This is a genomic window from Parasedimentitalea marina, from assembly GCF_004006175.1.
GTDB classification, from domain to species: Bacteria; Pseudomonadota; Alphaproteobacteria; order Rhodobacterales; family Rhodobacteraceae; genus Parasedimentitalea; species Parasedimentitalea marina.
In genome coordinates this window covers 1,326,761-1,344,752 of record NZ_CP033219.1, presented here as the reverse complement: position 1 = coordinate 1,344,752, position 17,992 = coordinate 1,326,761, and the positions used below count along the sequence as shown (strand labels likewise).

Below are 17,992 nucleotides of genomic sequence, written 5' to 3'. Positions count from 1 at the left end.
GCGATTTGCCAGCGTCAACCAAGGCATTGTTAATGATGAAGAGGCTGTGAATTGCAGCCCGTTTACCACAGTGTGGCGATTAATCCTTATTGTTTCTATAAGAAATTTGCGAGGTCTCCGCAAAACCCTTTGTTGTATGGTTCTGTGTCAAAGAGGCATTTTCCGGTCAGGTTCTCAAGCCTGCCAGCGCGGCTTACGGCGGTCAAAAAATGCCCCTATTCCCTCTGCCGCTTCTTCTGTCTGCCAACGATCAACCAGGGCATTTATCGTGTGATCAATCACCGAGTCGTCAATGTTTGGTCCCAAATCCCGTGCAAGCTGTTTAGCCGCAGCAACTGCACCGGGGGCACAATTCAAATAGGGTAGCACTTCGGCTTCAACAGATTCGGCCAATTGATCTGCCGGAACCGCCTGCGCCAAAAGGCCAAGCTCAACGGCTTCCTCAGCCCCAAATAGGCGCGACGACATGAAGACCCGGCGCGCTTTTGCTTCACCCATTCGGGCCGTCACATATGGGCCGATTGTTGCCGGAATAATTCCCAGCTTAGTTTCCGTCAGTCCCATTTTCAGATGATCAACACCAATGGCAATATCACAGACCGAGGCCATCCCAACGCCACCGCCAAACGCATTGCCCTGCAGCGCACCGATCATCGGCTTGGTCAGGGTGTTCAGCGCCTGCAACATCTCTGCCAGCTTGCGCGCCTCAACAAATCTGGTCGCCGAATCCGCTGCCATCTGGGCGCGCATCCACTCCAAATCCCCGCCAGCACAAAAGCTTTTGCCAGTGCCGGTCAGGACCACCACCCGGATCGTATCATCTGCTGAGATCTGCGTGGCGGCTGAGGTCAACTCACCGATCATCTCGCCAGACATGGCGTTGTGTTTTTCTGCCCTATCCAGGGTAAGCGTTGCCACCCCGCGCGCATCTGTGACTAAGGTAATGGTGTTGAACATTTAGAGTCCCGTTTTGCAGAAATGATCGCCGCAAGATTGCGTTGTGTCAGATTCAGCCACCGCGCATGGCCCGCGCCATATCCGCCGCCTGCAACAAAATGTCCGAATTCAGCCCCGTGTCATATCCCAACCGCGTCAGGTGCTCGTGCACCAACTCGGTTGCGACATTGCCTGCTGAACCCGGTGCAAACGGACAGCCGCCAAGGCCGCCAACAGCCGCATCAAACACCCGCACTCCCATCGACAGGGCCACATCAATATTATCCATCGCCCGGCCTGATGTATCGTGAAAATGCCCCGCCAAACGAGTTGCAGGTACAGCCTCACGCACCGCCAGCAACATCCGCGCCACTGAATCTGGTGTGGCCTGCCCAAGTGTATCCCCCAACGAGATTTCATAGCAGCCCAGTGCAAACAACCGATCCGCCATTTCCGCCACACTGTCTGGTGGCGTCGCCCCGTCATAAGGACAGTCTGTCACACAGGATATGTAGCCACGAACCGGCAGATCAACGTGACGTGCCGCCTCCAGAATAGGTTCAAACCGCTCTATCGATTCGGCAATTGTGGCGTTGATATTAGCCTTGGAAAACCCTTCAGATGCCGAAGCGAAGATCGCGATTTCATCTGCTTGCGCCGTCACTGCTGCATCGTAACCCCGCATATTGGGCGTCAGTGCCGCATAACGCACCCCCTCGGCCCGCTTGATCGCCGCCAGAACTGCACCGCTGCCGGCCATTTGCGGCACTTTCTTAGCTGAGACAAAACTGGCCACTTCAATACGACTGAACCCGGCCTGGCTCAGACAATCGATCAGGGCCAATTTCTCGGCGACAGGGATTTCACGTTTTTCGTTCTGCAGACCATCGCGCGGCCCCACTTCAAAAATCTCTACCCTATCGCCCATGGCCCATCTCCCAGCTTCATCTTTTTAAAAATACTCAAATCCTAACTGCCAGCCTGCGGGCCGCTGGCTGTTTTGGCAAGGTTATTCGGTGTCTTCCTGCAGCCGGACCAGGGCCGCACCGGCTTCGACCTGATCCCCGGCAGCGGCCAGAACTTCAGCCACAACACCATCACGCGCCGCCAACAAGGCATGTTCCATCTTCATAGCCTCCAGAACCGCCAGACGATCCCCTTCCTTGACCAGCTGCCCAGCGGTTGCCAGGACCACTTTCACCAGCCCCGGCATCGGCGCCTCGATCACATTGGTGTCGCCGCCGGCCTGAGCATCGCGATCCAGCGGATCGGGCACCTCAAAAGTCAGCCCATAGCCGTCAAAAACGGTTATGACCCCGCCAAACTGGACCACGTCTGGCAACAGACGGTTGCCAATGACCCACCTCGTGCCACGACGTGTCGCCACGATCTCTTCACCATCAACCTGCCAGATCTGTCGATCAACGCCCGCAACGTCAACATCAACGTCGAAACCTTCGCCTTGCCAGCTCAGCGAGACCGACCGATGCAACGGGGCCCAGAGCGTAAAGCCGATATCCGGCGCGGCGCTGATCAGATCCAGCGCTGACATCGCTGCTGCCACCTTGTGAAAAGGCTCCACAACAGGGGCTGCTGCCAAAACATCTAAGTCGCGTGCTATCAACCCAGTATCGACCTCGCCACGCGCAAAACCTGCGTGTCCGGCCAGGCCGCCAAGAAAGCTCAGGTTGGTCACCGTCCCGGCCACCTCGGTCCTCTCCAGCGCCCGCCCCAGCCGCGCCAGTGCCACGGCTCGGGTCGGCCCATGGGCAATCACCTTCGAGATCATCGGATCATACCAGGGGCTAATGGTGTCCCCTGCCCGCACGCCACTGTCTGCACGACAACCGTCAGGAAACTGCAAATGGGTCAACATCCCTGTCGCGGGCAGAAACCCCTTGGGCACATCTTCAGCATAGAGGCGCGCTTCAAATGCATGACCCTCGATACTCAGATCCTCTTGCTGCACTGGCAGGCTTTCTCCTGCGGCGACACGCAACTGCCATTCCACTAGATCCACACCTGTGATCGCCTCGGTGACGGGGTGCTCCACTTGCAAGCGAGTGTTCATTTCCATGAACCAAAACCCATCAGCGCGCAGGCCGCCTGACCCATCAACAATAAATTCGACCGTGCCTGCGCCCTTGTACCCTATCGCTTCGGCCGCCCTGACCCCGGCCTGTCCCATTGCTGCGCGCATTTCAGATGTCATACCCGGTGCAGGTGCTTCTTCGATCACTTTCTGATGGCGGCGTTGTAGACTGCAGTCGCGCTCAAACAAATGCACGGCCTGGGTGCCATCGCCAAACACCTGGATCTCAATGTGACGCGGCTGCTGGATATATTTTTCAACCAGGACATCAGGATTGCCAAAGGCTGTAATGGCTTCGCTGCGGGCACTTTCCAGTGCCGCCATGAAATCCACCGCCCGTTCGACCAAACGCATGCCCTTGCCGCCACCGCCCGCAACGGCCTTGATCAGCACCGGATAGCCAATACCATCTGCGGCGCCAAATAGGTGTTCACTGTCTTGATTTGTGCCGTGGTATCCCGGCACAACCGGCACTCCGGCCTCTTCCATCAGCACTTTGGCTGCGTCCTTCAGGCCCATTTTGCGGATCGCGTCAGCAGAGGGTCCGATAAAAGAAAGGCCCGCGGCGTCAACATCATCAACAAAACCTGGATTTTCCGACAGGAAACCATAACCGGGATGAATCGCCTGAGCACCGCACTGCAAGGCAACGGAAATGATCTCACCACCCAAAAGATAGCTGTCTGCGGGAGCCGGGCCATGGCCGATCGGATAGGCCTCGTCGGCCAGGGCCACGTGTTTTGCACCACGATCAGCCTCGGAATAGACTGCCACGGTTTTCACCCCCATAGAGCGGGCAGTTTCCATAACACGGCACGCGATTTCGCCCCGGTTGGCAATCAGGATTTTGTCAAACATGCGTCTTGTCCTTTGGCAGTTGGTGGCGCCGGGGGCTGTCTGCCCCCGGACCCCCGAGAGTATTTAAAAAAAGGAGAAACATCAGGCTCACATCCGGAACACGCCAAAACGTGTGTCCTCGATTGGCGCATTGAGCGCCGCGCTGAGGGACAAGGACAACACATCTCGGCTTTTGCGCGGATCGATGATACCGTCATCCCACAGGCGTGCCGAGGCATAGAGCGGATGACCCTGTTCTTCGAACATATCAATAGTGGGCTGTTTGAACGCAGCCTCTTCCTCGGCGCTCCAACTGCCACCATTGCGCTCGATGCCATCGCGCTTGACGGTGGCCAGCACGCCTGCGGCCTGTTCACCACCCATTACGGAAATGCGAGAGTTCGGCCAGGTCCACAGGAACCGCGGCTGATAGGCACGCCCCGCCATGCCGTAGTTGCCTGCCCCAAAGGAGCCGCCAACCAGCATTGTAATCTTGGGTACATTGGTCGAGGCCACCGCAGTCACCATCTTGGCGCCATGACGCGCTATGCCCTCGTTTTCGTATTTGCGCCCGACCATGAATCCAGTGATGTTTTGCAAGAACACCAGCGGAATTTTACGCTGCGAGCACAGCTCGACAAAATGCGCGCCTTTTTGCGCGGCTTCGGAAAACAGCACGCCATTGTTGGCCACAATACCAATCGGGCAGCCCTTTAGATGCGCAAAGCCGGTGACCAGGGTTTCACCAAAGCGCGGTTTGAACTCATCAAAGCGCGAGCCGTCGACCAAACGGGCGATCACCTCACGGATATCATAGGGCGTGCGCAGATCGCCTGGCACCACCCCAAGAATTTCGTCCGGGTCATAGGCGGGCTCTTCAGGACTTTGCCAATTAACCGTCAAAGGTTTGCGCAGGTTCAGCGACAGAACCGCCCGCCGTGCCAGCGCCAGCGCATGGGCATCGTCCTCGGCCAGATAATCGGCCACCCCAGAAAGCCGGGTGTGGACGTCGCCGCCGCCCAGATCCTCGGCGCTGACAATCTCACCGGTGGCGGCTTTAAGCAGTGGTGGACCGGCAAGGAAGATGGTGCCCTGCTCACGCACGATAATCGTGACATCCGACATTGCGGGCACATAAGCGCCGCCCGCCGTACAGCTGCCCATGACAACGGCAATTTGCGCAATGCCCTTACCCGACATCCTCGCCTGATTGTAGAAAATCCGGCCAAAGTGATCGCGGTCCGGGAACACCTCGTCCTGTTGCGGCAAGTTGGCACCGCCACTGTCGACCAGATAGATGCAGGGCAGATGGTTTTCCTCGGCGATTTCCTGCGCGCGCAGATGCTTTTTCACCGTCATCGGGAAATAGGTGCCGCCCTTTACCGTGGCATCATTGCAGACCACCATGACATCCTGCCCCTGCACCCGGCCAATGCCTGCGATCAAACCCGCACCGGGGGCGGCATTGCCGTACATGTCATGCGCCGCAGTGGCGCCGATCTCCAGAAACGGCGAGCCAGGATCAAGCAGATTGGCCACCCGGCGGCGCGGCAGCATCTTACCCCGTCCTTCGTGACGGGCGCGCGAGCGTTCGCCACCGCCCATACGGGCCGCCTCCGCAGCTTCAGAGATCTGTGCCAACGCGTCGAGATGCGCGGCGCGGTTTGCTTTGAAGCCTTCGGATGAAGGCAGCGTTTTGGACTTGAGTTTCATTGATGTGTTACCTCGCGGGTTTTGCATATTTCGCGAATTCCATCTCCAATCTGGGATCCACAAATGCCACGTAATTGATTTTCCAATTTTAGTGCCTGTTCAGCTGTCCTGCTCAATTTGCAAGCCCCCCTAGCTGGCCCAGCGGCGGTGCCTCCCCAATAGGTGCTTGCCTGGAACTGACATGATGCCCGGCGAAACCTATTCCCCTCGGCTTTCATTCGCTTCAGGGTCTTAGGCGCTGTTCGCTCAATTGCATAGTGATCGGCAGGGACATGCGCGTGCATCGTGTCGGCCCAGATCTCTAGATCCGCGTAGACGTAATCCAAGCGCGCAGCCCAATACGCAGCCTCAAGCCCAAGACACTGCCCCATTCCATAGGTAGAGTAATCCGTCTGGTCCATACAATCTGCAGCGCCCAGACCAATACAATCGTGGACGGCATCGGGGATTGCCCGCCGGTAGCCTTCACTTCCCAGATTGTCTCGGGCTTCTGTCATGCAGCTTTCAATGAGGCCACTATTGAATGTAAAGCCGCCTTCGTCTTCTGGAGTGGTTTCACCGGAGATTGTGACTTGTGCATTAACTTGCACAGCGAGAGCCCAGCCAAATAGAAGTGCACCAAAAGTGAGGACGCGTGCGTGTTTCATTGCCCGGTCTCTCCCCCAGCCCGGGCCTTCAGTTCCCTACGGATCACTTTGCCGGTGACGGTCATGGGCAACGCCTCTAGAAATTCCACCTCGCGCGGATAGGAGTACTGGGCCAGGCGCTCTTTAACGTGATCTTGCAACTCTTTCTCGCTGGCCGCTTGGCCGGGTTTCAACACCACATAGGCCTTGACGATCTCGGTGCGCAGCGGGTCCGGCTTGCCCACCACCCCCACCGTGGCTACCGCCGGATGTGTCATCAAACAGTCTTCTATCTCAGCCGGGCCGATACGATAGCCAGAGGAGGTGATCACATCATCCTCGCGCCCAACAAAGCGCAGATAGTCGCCCTCCCAAATACCGCGATCGCCTGTGATCAACCATTCCCCATTGAACTTGGCAGCGGTCTCGTCAGGGCGGTTCCAGTATTTCAGCATCATCGGGGCGGATCCACGGCGCACTGCGACATCACCTTCGTCATGACAAGGCACTCCGTCGCCGTCCAGAACCGCAAGGTCATGCCCCGGTACCCCCTTACCGATACAGCCGGGGCGCGGTGCGAAATCCGCGCCACAGGAAGACGCGACCATATTGCATTCAGTCTGGCCATAGAATTCGTTGATACTCACGCCAAGACACCGCTTGCCCCAGGCGAGCATCTCCGCGCCCAGGGGCTCTCCGCCCGAGGCAACCGAGCGCAGACCGCTGAGCCCCTGCCCGGCCGCCTTGAGCATGCGCAAGGCGGTGGGAGGGAAAAACACGTTGCGGACATCGCCACGCGCGATCACATTGGCGCAGGCCTCGGGGGTGAACTTGTCCAACCGTGCCGCCACCACGGGCACGCCCAGCGCCAGTCCCGGCATCGCGACATCAAACAAGCCGCCAATCCAGGCCCAGTCGGCCGGCGTCCACAGGCAATCACCGGGTTGGCCAAGGTGGTCATGGCTGATCGCAACACCCGGCAAATGCCCTGTTAACACCCGGTGACCATGCAACGCGCCTTTAGGGCTGCCCGTGGTGCCGGATGTGTAGATCAGCACGGCTGGGGTATCGGGCGCGGTCTCGGCAAAGCCAACGACATCACCAGCCAGCCCAGCCTGATCAACCATCACCGGTTCCGCCAGATCGCCCAGCAGATCGGCGCCCTCAACATCAGTGAAGACAAACTGCACCCCGGCATCACCCGCACGACTGGCCAGAGCGTCACTTTTGAACAATTTGAACAGCGGCACCGAAATGGCGCCAACTTTCCAGATGGCCAGATGCGCCGCCGCACAGCCGACCGATTGGCTGAGCAAAACACCGACGCGATCACCCGGCTGAATACGGGTCAGCAAATAACGTGCAAGAGCGTCCACCATCTGCGCCAATTCACCATAAGACACATCCACCCGCTGCGGACCGGTCAGATCAATCACCGCCAGCTGCCCGGCCGGGTGCGCCAAGGCCTGCGCCGCCATGTTCAGCCGATCAGGAAGATCCCAGCTGCCATCCGGCTTTAGCCCCGAATGCCTGTATATTTCAGTCATCTCTAACCATGCCTCCAGTGCATACCGGGTATGTTATTTTTCACTGCATTTTCAAAGGGCAAGACAGCAGGAACTTGATCTATGTCAGGGTTCATTTCTGCCTTTTCTGGCACCCTCTGTGCGGATACAGAAGAAAAGGCTAATTCCCCATGAAACGCACCATAGCGGCCCTGGCCGTAACCGCCGCATGTACTGCCCTTGCCGCGCCCGCAATCGCCCAATCCCAGGGCGACTGGACCTTTGGGGTCGGCGTCGCCAACGTCAATCCCAAGTCCGACAATGGTATCCTGGCAGGTAGCGCCACCTCCATCGGCGACGACACCCAACTGTCGCTTACTGTCGAGTATTTCATCCGTGACAATCTTGGCATTGAATTGTTGGCGGCCACTCCGTTCGAGCATGACATTACCATTGGCGGGGCCTTTGCGGGTACCACACGGCAGCTGCCGCCGACCTTGTCTGTCAACTATCACGTGCCCACCAACGGCAAAATCAAACCCTTTTTCGGGGTTGGCCTGAACTACACCACATTCTTTGAAGAGTCCTCGGCATTGGGCGTTCTGGCTCTGGAAGACAGCTGGGGATATGCTGTTCAGGCTGGCGCGGACTGGCAGGTGTCGGATCGTGGCGCGATGCGCTTGAATGTGCGCTATATGGACATTGACAGCAACGCCACCCTGGATGGCGTGTCCATTGGTACCGCCGAGATAGACCCCATCGTGATTGGCCTGAGCTACGTGCACCAGTTCTGATCCTTTGTATCCAATGTGATGACGCTCCCTTGGTTCATCATCTCAGCATTTTGCCCGCGCAGTCTCTCTCGGTTGCGTGGGCCTTTTGTTTTCACCAGCATCGCGACTGTGGCCGTGCTATTCGCCAGACCAGGTCTGCAGCAGAAAGATCGACTGAAACGCGGTCAGTCTGAGCAAACAGGACAAAACAGCAGGACCGCCGCCACTGCCTCCACCCCATTGCGACTGCTCGAAGTCACAGGTTGCATCGCGATAGGCAATCCAGGAGCGTTGCATATCGCGCAAGGCTGGCCCCATGCGCGGCGCAGATGACTCCATCTTATCCAGCTCGGCATCCTGCGGTTTGTAGGCATCCTTCAGCAGTTTGTAAGTCTGGTTCAACTGCCCATCCCAGTACTCCCGCTCGCTGTCGATGCACTGCATCATGCCAATGGTTGTAAATCCTTCCGGAGAGGCTTCCATGCAGGCATTGGCCGACATCCCGATGCACTGCCTTCTATCATCAATCGAGTCTGCCTGCATTGCGCAGGTATCCGTTGCCTCATGTGAATAGACTATATCCTGGGCCGAAACGGATGTTCCCAGAAACAGGGCTACCGCGAGGTATCTCTTCACGACATTGCCCCCATCAACTCGCGTCCAATCAGCATGCGGCGAATTTCAGATGTTCCAGCGCCGATCTCCATCAGCTTGGCATCGCGGAAAATGCGGCCCACCGGATTGTCGGACAGATATCCCGCCCCGCCCAGCGCCTGCACCGCCTGATGCGCCTGCACCATCGCCTGCTCAGAGGCGTACAGACAGCAGGCCGCCGCGTCCTGCCGGGTCACCGTTCCCCGATCACAGGCTTTGGCAACCTCATAGACATAGGCACGCGCAGAATTCATCGCTGTATACATGTCTGCTATCTTGCCCTGCATCAGCTGGAAAGAACCGATAGGCTTACCAAACTGTTTACGCTCGGCCAGATAGGGCATCATTTCGTCCATACAGGAGGCGATGATACCAGTGCCAATACCGGCCAATACCACGCGTTCATAATCCAGTCCCGACATCAGCACAGCAACTCCGCGCCCCTCTTCGCCCAACACGTTCTCAAATGGCACTTGGACGTCATCAAAGATCAGCTCGGCGGTGTTTGACCCGCGCATGCCCAGCTTGTCAAAATGCGGCGAGGTCGAAAATCCTGCCATTTCTTTTTCAACGATAAAGGCGGTGATGCCTTTTGAGCCCGCGTCTGGATCGGTCTTGGCATAGACCACCAGCGTGTCAGCGTCTGGGCCATTGGTGATCCAGTATTTGTTGCCGTTCAGCCGATAATGATCGTTCCGCTTTTCCGCCCGCAAGGTCATCGACACCACATCAGACCCGGCCCCGGCTTCGGACATGGCCAAGGCGCCAACATGGTCGCCAGACACCAGTCCCGGCAGGTATTTTGCCCGCTGCGCATCGCTTCCGTTCAGTTTGATCTGGTTGACGCACAGGTTTGAATGCGCCCCGTAAGACAGCGCCACCGAGGCACTGGCCCGGGCCACCTCCTCCACCGCGATGGTATGCGCCAGATAGGACATGCCCGCGCCGCCAAACACCTCGGGGACCGTGACCCCCAGCAATCCCAGATCACCCATTTCCTTCCAGAGCTCGGTGGGAAACACGTTGCTCTGATCAATTTGCTGCGCCATCGGCTTGACCCGATCCTGCGCCCAGCGATGCACCATATCGCGCAGGGCATTCACGTCGTCACCTAGATCGAATTGCATACTTGCATTGAACATTGCGGGCTCCCTCCCAGGGATAATCTCACATTATCTGAACACTTGTTCATTTAGTAGAACAGGACTCGATTCGCGTCAACCGCAACAAACCAAACCCTGTTCAAATCAAAGGTTAGTTGTAATTATTCGCATGGAATACCCGCTAACTGCGCGCACGCACACCGCCGAACAACCGCCGGGTCATTCAGGTCAGTCCATGAAAACTGTCGAAATGTGACCAGCCGCCGCTTTAACGGCGCCTAATCAAACCGATGTTCAGGCGTTATTTACTTTGAAAGACCGCACTGGTTTCGGCCCGGATGATACGGGCGATCAGCGCGCAATCCTCAAGGCTGAACGTCAGCGGCACCCGCATATCGACGATGCCAGCCAGAATACGGTCGCTTTGCGGTAGGTTTTGCTGGCTGGCATAACGCCAACTGTCATAGCGTGAGGTGAAAGCAACAGGCTCGGCGCCCCCAAACCACTTCAGCTCGACGCCGCGCGCGCCACAGCGGCGAATGACATCCTGCACCTTGTCTGCGGCCCAATCGAGCAACAGAAACTGGATCGAAGAGCCGACATAGACTTCGGCCTCAGGCCGGTGGATCACCTGCAAGCCCGGCGTATTCTGCAGACCCGCCTCGATGCAGCGATACCGCGTATTCCAGCGCTCAACCTGGGTCGCCAGATCAGTAAGTTGCGGTCGCAGGATGGCAGCCCGCAAATTATCCATTCGGCCGGAGATATTGGGAGTGTCGTATTTGATGCGGTCAAACACTGCCGGATCGGGTGCCGCCAGATGGCGCTCAAACAACATATATGATCCAGACAGCATGATCGCTCGCGCAGCGATGTCTTCATCGTCGGTGATCAGCAAACCGCCCTCGCCCGAATTCACGTGCTTGTAAGTCTGACAGGAATAGCAGCCAATCGCGCCGTGCCGCCCTGAGGCAACGCCGTTCCACGAGGCTCCCATGGTATGGGCGCAATCCTCGATCACCGTAATGCCCGCCGCATCGCAAATCTGCATCAGCCGATCCATGTCACACAGGTGGCCGCGCATGTGGCTTAGCATCAAAACCCGCGCTTGCCCGGCCTTGGCAGCCAGATCATCCAGATCAATAACCAAATCCTCGGTCACATCCACGAATACCGGTTTCGCGCCAAGCGAGGCAATCGCGCCCGGCACAGGTGCTAGAGTAAAGGCATTGGTCAACACAGCGTCGCCAGCGGTGACCCCTACCGCGCGCATGGCTGTGGCCAGCGCATAGCCGCCCGAAGCCACCGCAAGGCAATACCTCGCCCCCATTTGCGCCGCGAACTCTTGCTCCAGCAGCGCCGCCTCGCCCAGTTCGCCTGGCTCGACGTTATAGCGGTGCAACCGTCCGTGGCGCATAACCGCTAACGCCGCCGCAATTGCGGCCTCGGAAAGTGGCTCTTGCTGGGTGAAGCTACCTGAAAAAATCTCGTTCATTTTGCGTTCTTGAGCCGCAACTGGATGATCGTCAAGGGGTTGAAACAACTAAGGCGTCACAACCCGACCGGTAAACAATCAACCGATAAGCTGCGCCACCATGTCTGGCAGGTCCGCAAAATCATCCAGCAAACCTTCTGGGTTCAAGGCCGCCATGTCCTCGCCCGAGGGACCAAAAGTCACCAACACAGACGGCACTCCGGCCGCAGCCGCCGTGTTGCGGTCGGTATCACTATCGCCAATCAAAATCGTCCGAGCGGGATCACCTCCCGCACGCCGCGCCGCCTCCCGCAGGGGTTCCGGGTTCGGCTTGCGCACTGGCAGGGTATCGGCCCCTATGAGCGATGCAAACGCACCGCGCACATTAAGTTTCGTTAACAACAATTCCGCAAGGGCTTCGGGTTTATTCGTACAGATTCCAACACCGTATCCAGCATACTTAAGCGCCTCAACGGCGGCCATTGCGCCTGGATAAAGCACTGTATGCAATGCTATCGACTCTCTGTATGCATCAAGAAGTACAGGATAATATTCATCTACTATTACCGCATCAAAATGCTGCTCACGCTTCAGCCCATGGGTCAGCATCGCGCGCCCACCCCGCAGGGCAACGGCAGCGTCTTCGGGTCGATTCAGAACATCTCCTAGACCCATCTGACGAAAGCAGCTATTGGCCGCAGCCAGCAAATCACCCGAGGTATCGGCCAAAGTCCCGTCCAGATCAAAAATCACCGTTCGCATTCTCGCCCCTTTCGGCGTATTTTCGCCATATGATATTGCAACCCGCAATTTTGTTTGATGCCGAGATGGCTTGCACCGAGCCTCGCAGCAGATAGAACGGGTTAAACAAGAAAACAAAGAGAAAAGCCATATGAGCACCGCCCTGATCATCCTGGCCGCAGGCAAAGGCACGCGGATGAACTCTGACCTGCCCAAGGTCCTTCATCCCATCGCCCAGGCCCCGATGCTGGCCCACGCCATGCGCGCGGGCAGTGCGCTGGATCCGGACCAGACAGTTATCGTCGCTGGCCACGAGGCAGACGCCGTCACGGCCGCCGTGGCAGATATCGACGAGTCCGCGCAGGTGGTGTTGCAGACCGAACAACTGGGCACCGCCCATGCCGTTGATCAGGCTCGCGCCGCACTGGACGGCTTCCAGGGCGATGTTGTCGTACTGTATGGCGACACCCCCTTTTTACAGCCCGATACGCTAGAACGCATGATCGCGGCCCGTGCCAACGCGGACTTGGTGATACTAGGCTTCCAAGCAGCCGACCCAGGGCGCTATGGCCGTCTGGTGATGGATGGCGACAATTTGGAACGCATCGTTGAATACAAAGATGCCGACGAAGAAGAACGCGACATAACGTTTTGTAATTCTGGTCTAATGGCCTGCGACGCATCGCTGCTGTTTGAGTTGATTTCCAAAGTTGGCAATAAGAACGCCTCAGGCGAATACTACTTAACCGATATAGTTGAACTCGCCCGCGCCCAAGGCTGCAGTGTCACCGCCGTTGCCTGTGACGAGGCCGAAACTCTGGGCGTGAACTCGCGCGCGGATCTGGCCCGAGCGGATGCCGTGTTTCAATGCCGCGCCCGCGCCGAACTGCTGGAGCTGGGCGTTACGTTGATGGCCCCGGAAACCGTCTATTTTTCGCTGGATACCTTCATCGGGCGTGACACAGTTATCGAACCCAACGTGGTATTTGGCCCCGGTGTGACCGTGGAAAGTGGCGCCTTGATCCGTGCCTTTTCTCACCTCGAAGGCTGCCACGTCAGCCGTGGTGCCAAGGTCGGCCCTTATGCCCGCCTGCGCCCCGGTGCCGAACTGGCCGAGAACACCCATGTGGGCAATTTCGTTGAAATCAAAAACGCTGAAATCGCCGAGGGCGCCAAGGTCAATCACCTCAGCTACATCGGTGATGCCTCGGTCGGTAAGAACACCAACATCGGTGCAGGCACCATCACCTGCAACTATGACGGCGTGATGAAGCACCACACCGAGATTGGCGCCAACGCCTTTATTGGCTCGAACACCATGTTAGTCGCCCCGGTCAAAATCGGCAACGAGGCGATGACGGCAACGGGCGCGGTTGTCACCAAGAACGTCGAAGACGGTACACTGGCCATTGCGCGTACGCCGCAGGTCAACAAACCGGGCCGAGCCCAGAAACTGATGGATATTCTGCGCGCCAAAAAGGCCCGCCGCGATGGGGAAAAAACCTAATGTGTGGAATTGTCGGAATACTGGGCACGCACGAAGTTGCACCCATTCTGGTCGAGGCCCTGAAACGTCTGGAATATCGCGGATATGACAGCGCAGGTATCGCAACCATAAATAACAAAGTGTTGGATCGCCGTCGCGCTGTTGGCAAACTGGTCAATCTAAGCGATTTGCTGGTGCACGAACCACTGGCCGGAAAATCCGGCATCGGACATACCCGTTGGGCCACCCACGGTGCACCCTCCGTCAGCAATGCCCACCCTCATTTGGCAGGCTCTGTATCAGTCGTCCACAACGGGATCATCGAGAACTTTAAGGAACTGCGCGAAGAGCTGGCTGTGCAGGGCATGTCCTTTGACACCGAAACGGATACCGAAACCGTTGCATTGCTGTGTCAGCACTACAAAGCCGCGGGGCACACCTCTGCCGAGGCTGCGCGAAAAACTGTTGAACGGCTTGATGGGGCCTTTGCGCTGGCGTTTCTCTTTGACGGTGAAGACAATCTGATGATTGCCGCCCGCAAGGGATCACCGCTGGCTATCGGCCACGGAGACGGTGAAATGTATGTGGGCTCAGATGCCTTTGCGCTGGCCCCTCTTACGGATCAAATCACTTATCTCGAAGAGGGTGACTTTGCCGTTCTGACCCGCACCAGCCTGCAGATCTGGGATATCAACGGCAACCAAACCAACCGAGAAAAGCGCAGGATTCAACTGGATTCGACCCGTGTGGACAAAGATGGCCACAAACACTTCATGGCTAAAGAAATTGCAGAACAACCGATGGCCATTGATCGAACCCTGCATGCCTATCTGTCCGAGACAGATGACATCACGCTGCCGGATGAGCTGGACTTTACCAAGATCGACCGCCTGACCATGGTCGCTTGCGGTACGGGCTACTACGCCTGCATGGTCGGCAAATACTGGTTTGAGCAGATCGCCAAGATGCCTGTCGAAGTCGATGTAGCCTCTGAATTCCGCTACCGTGAACCGCCAGTATCCGATCGCACGCTCGCCCTGTTTGCCAGCCAATCCGGTGAAACTGCCGACACCTTGGCCGCGCTGCGATACATGACCGGCAAAGCAGATCAAATTGTAGGTTTGGTCAATGTCTCTGAAAGCTCGATCGCACGCGAAAGTGACGTTGTGCTACCGCTGTACGCCGGCCCCGAGATCTCGGTTGCCTCAACCAAGGCCTTCACCTGCCAATTGACAATCTTGTTGATCATGGCCTTGCAGGCTGCCCAGCAACGGGGGATTGCATTGCCAGAAGGCTTGCCCAGCGACCTGCGTGCGATACCTGGGCTGATCCATCAGACATTGATGCTCGAAGATGAAATCACTGCGACGTCCCGGGAACTTGCGACTGCCAGGGACATCATCTTCCTGGGTCGTGGCCATCTTTACCCCCTAGCTCTTGAGGGCGCTCTGAAACTAAAAGAGCTCAGCTATATTCATGCCGAGGGATACGCGAGCGGCGAGTTAAAACATGGACCAATTGCGCTGATCGAAGACACCGTACCGGTTGTAGTATTGGCGCCGCGTGACGTGCTTTTTGAAAAGACCATTTCCAACATGCAAGAAGTCATGGCACGAGGCGGTCGAGTGGTGCTGATAACGGATGCAGAAGGCGCCAGAATATCTGGCGAAGGGACGTCCGAGGTCATAACCATGCCGCAAGTCCCAAATGCCTTGGCACCGATTCTTTATGCGATCCCTGCGCAACTATTGGCCTATCACACAGCGGTTGCCAAAGGTACTGATGTGGACCAACCCCGTAATCTGGCCAAATCGGTGACAGTAGAATGAGCGACACACATTTCCTATTCCTTGGACAATTGCGCGCCCTGGCCAATGCCGAACGTGCGGCAGGCATGTCCAGCTACCACAAGATCAAGCGTGAATACTTGGGCCTGACCAATCCGCAGGTCAACGACCTGACCAAGGAATGGCGTCAGGAGATGACAGTGGACGAACGCGTCGAGGTGGCTGATGGCCTCTGGCAGACCGACATATTCGAGGCACGGTTGGCGGCCACCAAGCTGCTGACACAGGCGCGCATCCGCCCTGATGATGCGGTTTGGGACGTCCTGCAAAGCTGGGTGCCCGATTTTGACAGCTGGGCAATGGCCGATCATGCCTGCGCCGCGATCCAAAAGCGCCTGATCGCTGATCCGTCCCGGCTCGACACGGTTGAAACCTGGACCACATCCGAAAACCTGTGGACACGGCGTGCAGCTTTGGTCGCCACCCTGCCTTGGACCAAACAGAACAACCCAAAACCCGAAGAACTAGCTTGCCGCGAGCGCATTCTGGGCTGGGTTGCCACCTATGCGCTGGACCAGAAATGGTTCATCCAGAAATCCGTCGCCTGGTGGCTGCGCGATCTCTCCAAACACGATGCACAGCGGGTGCAGGTGTTTTTGGCAGAGCATGGCGAGCACTTGAAAAACTTCGCCCGCAAAGAAGCGGCCAAGTATCTGGCCTGACAAATCTCTCTCGGTAGCGCCCAGCACTAGGACGCTGCCGAGACCTTTAGCTCAACCAATTCAGTCAGTGGGGCCCCCAGGGCCCGCATGGCGTCAATGGACAACCGGCTTCCCGCACTTGCCTCGCCTGGGATTGGCCGCAGTGTCAGGGTAACCTGCGTGCCCTTAGCACTGCGCACGACTGCCATCTGATCAGTGGTTACCAACGGTGTTTCCATCCACAGGCCCGGCACGGTTGGGTCGCCCAACCCCGCAATGGTGCTGGCTGTCCCGGTAAACCCAGGAATGCTGTCCTCCTGTGGTGAGGTCGTCGCATCATCTAAAGGCGCCGTAGCAACAGTTGCTGGCGCAGGTAACACAGGATCAGCCCCCCCCGAACCCAGTGGAAGCAGATTACAGGCGGACAGAGCGGCAGTGGAGAGTATGATAAGTTGATTTCGCATGAGCCGACTCTACCCTGTCAAATCACCCTTTGCCAACCAGTTCACCCACATTTGCCTTGCCGCAGGCCAAACCCCGCCTTACCTAGGTTTCATGACAGCTCCACTTATCGATCCATTCGCCCGCGCCATCACCTACCTTCGGCTCTCGGTCACTGACCGCTGCGATTTCCGCTGCGTTTATTGCATGTCCGAAAACATGACGTTCCTTCCGAAGAAGGAACTGCTGACACTGGAAGAGTTGGACCGTATGTGTTCCTCTTTTGTGAACATGGGTGTCAAGAAACTGCGCATTACAGGTGGTGAACCCCTGGTGCGCCGCGGCATCATGACCTTCTTCCAATCGATGACCCGGCACCTGGAGAGTGGGGCCCTTGCTGAGCTGACCCTGACCACCAATGGCTCGCAATTGGAAAAATACGCCCAGGACCTGTTTGACGCAGGCGTGCGCCGGATCAACATCTCGATGGACACTATCGACGAGCAAAAATTCGCCGACATCACCCGCTGGGGCCGCCTGCCCCAGGTGATGCGCGGCATTGATGCGGCGCAAAAGGCCGGTCTGAAGATCAAGATCAACGCGGTCGCCCTAAAGGGCTTCAACGAAGACGAACTGCCGACCATTACCGAATGGTGCGCAGAGCGTAACATGGACCTGACCTGGATCGAGGTCATGCCGATGGGCGATCTGGGCAACGAAGACCGGTTCGGGCAATATTGGTCGCTCAAGGACGTACGCAAAGCCTATGAGGATCATTACCAGGTTACCGATCTGGCCGAATCGACAGGCGGACCGGCACGATACGTACGTCTGGAACAGACAGGGCAGAAAATCGGCTTCATCACCCCGATGAGCCACAATTTCTGCGAAAGCTGCAACCGGGTGCGTCTGACCTGTACCGGCGAGCTCTATACCTGTCTGGGTCAGGAAGGCATGCAGGACCTGCGTCCGGCGATGCGACAACACCCCGACACTGACGAGGCGCTGGAACAGGCAATCCGCGCCGCTATTGGCCTGAAACCCAAGGGCCACGACTTTGATTATTCGCGCCAGCGGGCCGACGGACAGATGTCGCGCCACATGAGCCACACCGGCGGTTGAA

General features: G+C 57.6%; 16 protein-coding genes. 5 read left to right on the top strand and 11 right to left on the bottom strand.

Annotated features, from left to right (window positions below; genetic code table 11):
- Positions 1 to 174: 174 nt before the first annotated feature.
- From EBB79_RS06500 to EBB79_RS06475, 6 genes are all read right to left on the bottom strand, one after another.
- Positions 175 to 957, bottom strand: a complete 783-nt coding sequence (locus EBB79_RS06500; protein ID WP_127748149.1) for a crotonase/enoyl-CoA hydratase family protein — start codon at positions 955 to 957, stop codon at positions 175 to 177.
- Between the two features lie 52 nt (positions 958 to 1,009).
- Positions 1,010 to 1,864 carry a hydroxymethylglutaryl-CoA lyase gene (locus EBB79_RS06495; RefSeq protein ID WP_127748148.1) on the bottom strand — a complete coding sequence of 285 codons (855 nt, stop codon included), beginning with the start codon at positions 1,862 to 1,864 and terminating at the stop codon, positions 1,010 to 1,012.
- Positions 1,865 to 1,945: 81 nt separating this feature from the next.
- Positions 1,946 to 3,886, bottom strand: a complete 1,941-nt coding sequence (locus tag EBB79_RS06490) for an acetyl/propionyl/methylcrotonyl-CoA carboxylase subunit alpha (protein WP_127748147.1) — start codon at positions 3,884 to 3,886, stop codon at positions 1,946 to 1,948.
- 87 nt (positions 3,887 to 3,973) lie between these two features.
- Positions 3,974 to 5,578 carry a carboxyl transferase domain-containing protein gene (locus tag EBB79_RS06485; RefSeq protein ID WP_127748146.1) on the bottom strand — a complete coding sequence of 535 codons (1,605 nt, stop codon included), beginning with the start codon at positions 5,576 to 5,578 and terminating at the stop codon, positions 3,974 to 3,976.
- On the bottom strand, positions 5,575 to 6,225 hold the full coding sequence (locus tag EBB79_RS06480) for a lysozyme inhibitor LprI family protein (RefSeq protein ID WP_127748145.1): 651 nt from the start codon (positions 6,223 to 6,225) through the stop codon (positions 5,575 to 5,577). Before EBB79_RS06480 ends, EBB79_RS06485 begins: the two co-directional genes overlap by 4 nt.
- Entirely contained in the window at positions 6,222 to 7,751 is a 1,530-nt protein-coding gene (locus EBB79_RS06475) for an AMP-binding protein (RefSeq protein WP_127748144.1), read from the bottom strand. The genes EBB79_RS06480 and EBB79_RS06475 overlap by 4 nt, the downstream gene beginning before the upstream one ends.
- 149 nt (positions 7,752 to 7,900) lie before the next feature.
- On the opposite strand from EBB79_RS06475, the gene EBB79_RS06470 reads away from it, so the two are divergent.
- Complete coding sequence (locus EBB79_RS06470) at positions 7,901 to 8,503, top strand: OmpW/AlkL family protein (RefSeq protein WP_127748143.1); 603 nt, start codon at positions 7,901 to 7,903, stop codon at positions 8,501 to 8,503.
- Positions 8,504 to 8,620: 117 nt separating this feature from the next.
- On the opposite strand, the gene EBB79_RS06465 is transcribed toward EBB79_RS06470, so the two are convergent.
- The 4 genes from EBB79_RS06465 to EBB79_RS06450 all read right to left on the bottom strand — a co-directional run bounded on the left by EBB79_RS06465 (position 8,621) and on the right by EBB79_RS06450 (position 12,475).
- Positions 8,621 to 9,118 carry a lysozyme inhibitor LprI family protein gene (locus EBB79_RS06465; RefSeq protein ID WP_238705009.1) on the bottom strand — a complete coding sequence of 166 codons (498 nt, stop codon included), beginning with the start codon at positions 9,116 to 9,118 and terminating at the stop codon, positions 8,621 to 8,623.
- Positions 9,115 to 10,278, bottom strand: a complete 1,164-nt coding sequence (locus tag EBB79_RS06460) for an isovaleryl-CoA dehydrogenase (protein ID WP_127748142.1) — start codon at positions 10,276 to 10,278, stop codon at positions 9,115 to 9,117. The genes EBB79_RS06465 and EBB79_RS06460 overlap by 4 nt, the downstream gene beginning before the upstream one ends.
- Positions 10,279 to 10,540: 262 nt before the next feature.
- Positions 10,541 to 11,734 carry a DegT/DnrJ/EryC1/StrS family aminotransferase gene (locus EBB79_RS06455; protein WP_127748141.1) on the bottom strand — a complete coding sequence of 398 codons (1,194 nt, stop codon included), beginning with the start codon at positions 11,732 to 11,734 and terminating at the stop codon, positions 10,541 to 10,543.
- Between the two features lie 78 nt (positions 11,735 to 11,812).
- Positions 11,813 to 12,475, bottom strand: a complete 663-nt coding sequence (locus EBB79_RS06450) for an HAD-IA family hydrolase (protein WP_127748140.1) — start codon at positions 12,473 to 12,475, stop codon at positions 11,813 to 11,815.
- A gap of 130 nt (positions 12,476 to 12,605) precedes the next feature.
- Here EBB79_RS06450 and glmU point away from each other — a divergent pair, with 130 nt between their 5' ends.
- From glmU to EBB79_RS06435, 3 genes are read left to right on the top strand one after another with little or no spacing between them, the layout of a single operon-like run.
- Positions 12,606 to 13,961 carry a bifunctional UDP-N-acetylglucosamine diphosphorylase/glucosamine-1-phosphate N-acetyltransferase GlmU gene (glmU, locus tag EBB79_RS06445; RefSeq protein WP_127748139.1) on the top strand — a complete coding sequence of 452 codons (1,356 nt, stop codon included), beginning with the start codon at positions 12,606 to 12,608 and terminating at the stop codon, positions 13,959 to 13,961.
- A complete protein-coding gene (gene glmS / locus EBB79_RS06440; protein WP_127748138.1) occupies positions 13,961 to 15,769 on the top strand; it encodes a glutamine--fructose-6-phosphate transaminase (isomerizing) in 1,809 nt (602 codons plus the stop codon). Before glmU ends, glmS begins: the two co-directional genes overlap by 1 nt.
- Positions 15,766 to 16,449 (top strand): DNA alkylation repair protein, encoded by a 684-nt coding sequence (locus tag EBB79_RS06435; RefSeq protein ID WP_127748137.1) that lies wholly within the window; start codon positions 15,766 to 15,768, stop codon positions 16,447 to 16,449. The genes glmS and EBB79_RS06435 overlap by 4 nt, the downstream gene beginning before the upstream one ends.
- Before the next feature lie 26 nt (positions 16,450 to 16,475).
- On the opposite strand, the gene EBB79_RS06430 is transcribed toward EBB79_RS06435, so the two are convergent.
- Positions 16,476 to 16,892: a hypothetical protein gene (locus tag EBB79_RS06430; RefSeq protein WP_127748136.1), complete on the bottom strand. Its 417-nt coding sequence runs from the start codon at positions 16,890 to 16,892 to the stop codon at positions 16,476 to 16,478.
- Between the two features lie 91 nt (positions 16,893 to 16,983).
- Between EBB79_RS06430 and moaA the strand changes: the two genes are divergently transcribed.
- Positions 16,984 to 17,991 carry a GTP 3',8-cyclase MoaA gene (moaA, locus tag EBB79_RS06425; RefSeq protein ID WP_127750903.1) on the top strand — a complete coding sequence of 336 codons (1,008 nt, stop codon included), beginning with the start codon at positions 16,984 to 16,986 and terminating at the stop codon, positions 17,989 to 17,991.
- Position 17,992 lies beyond the last annotated feature (1 nt).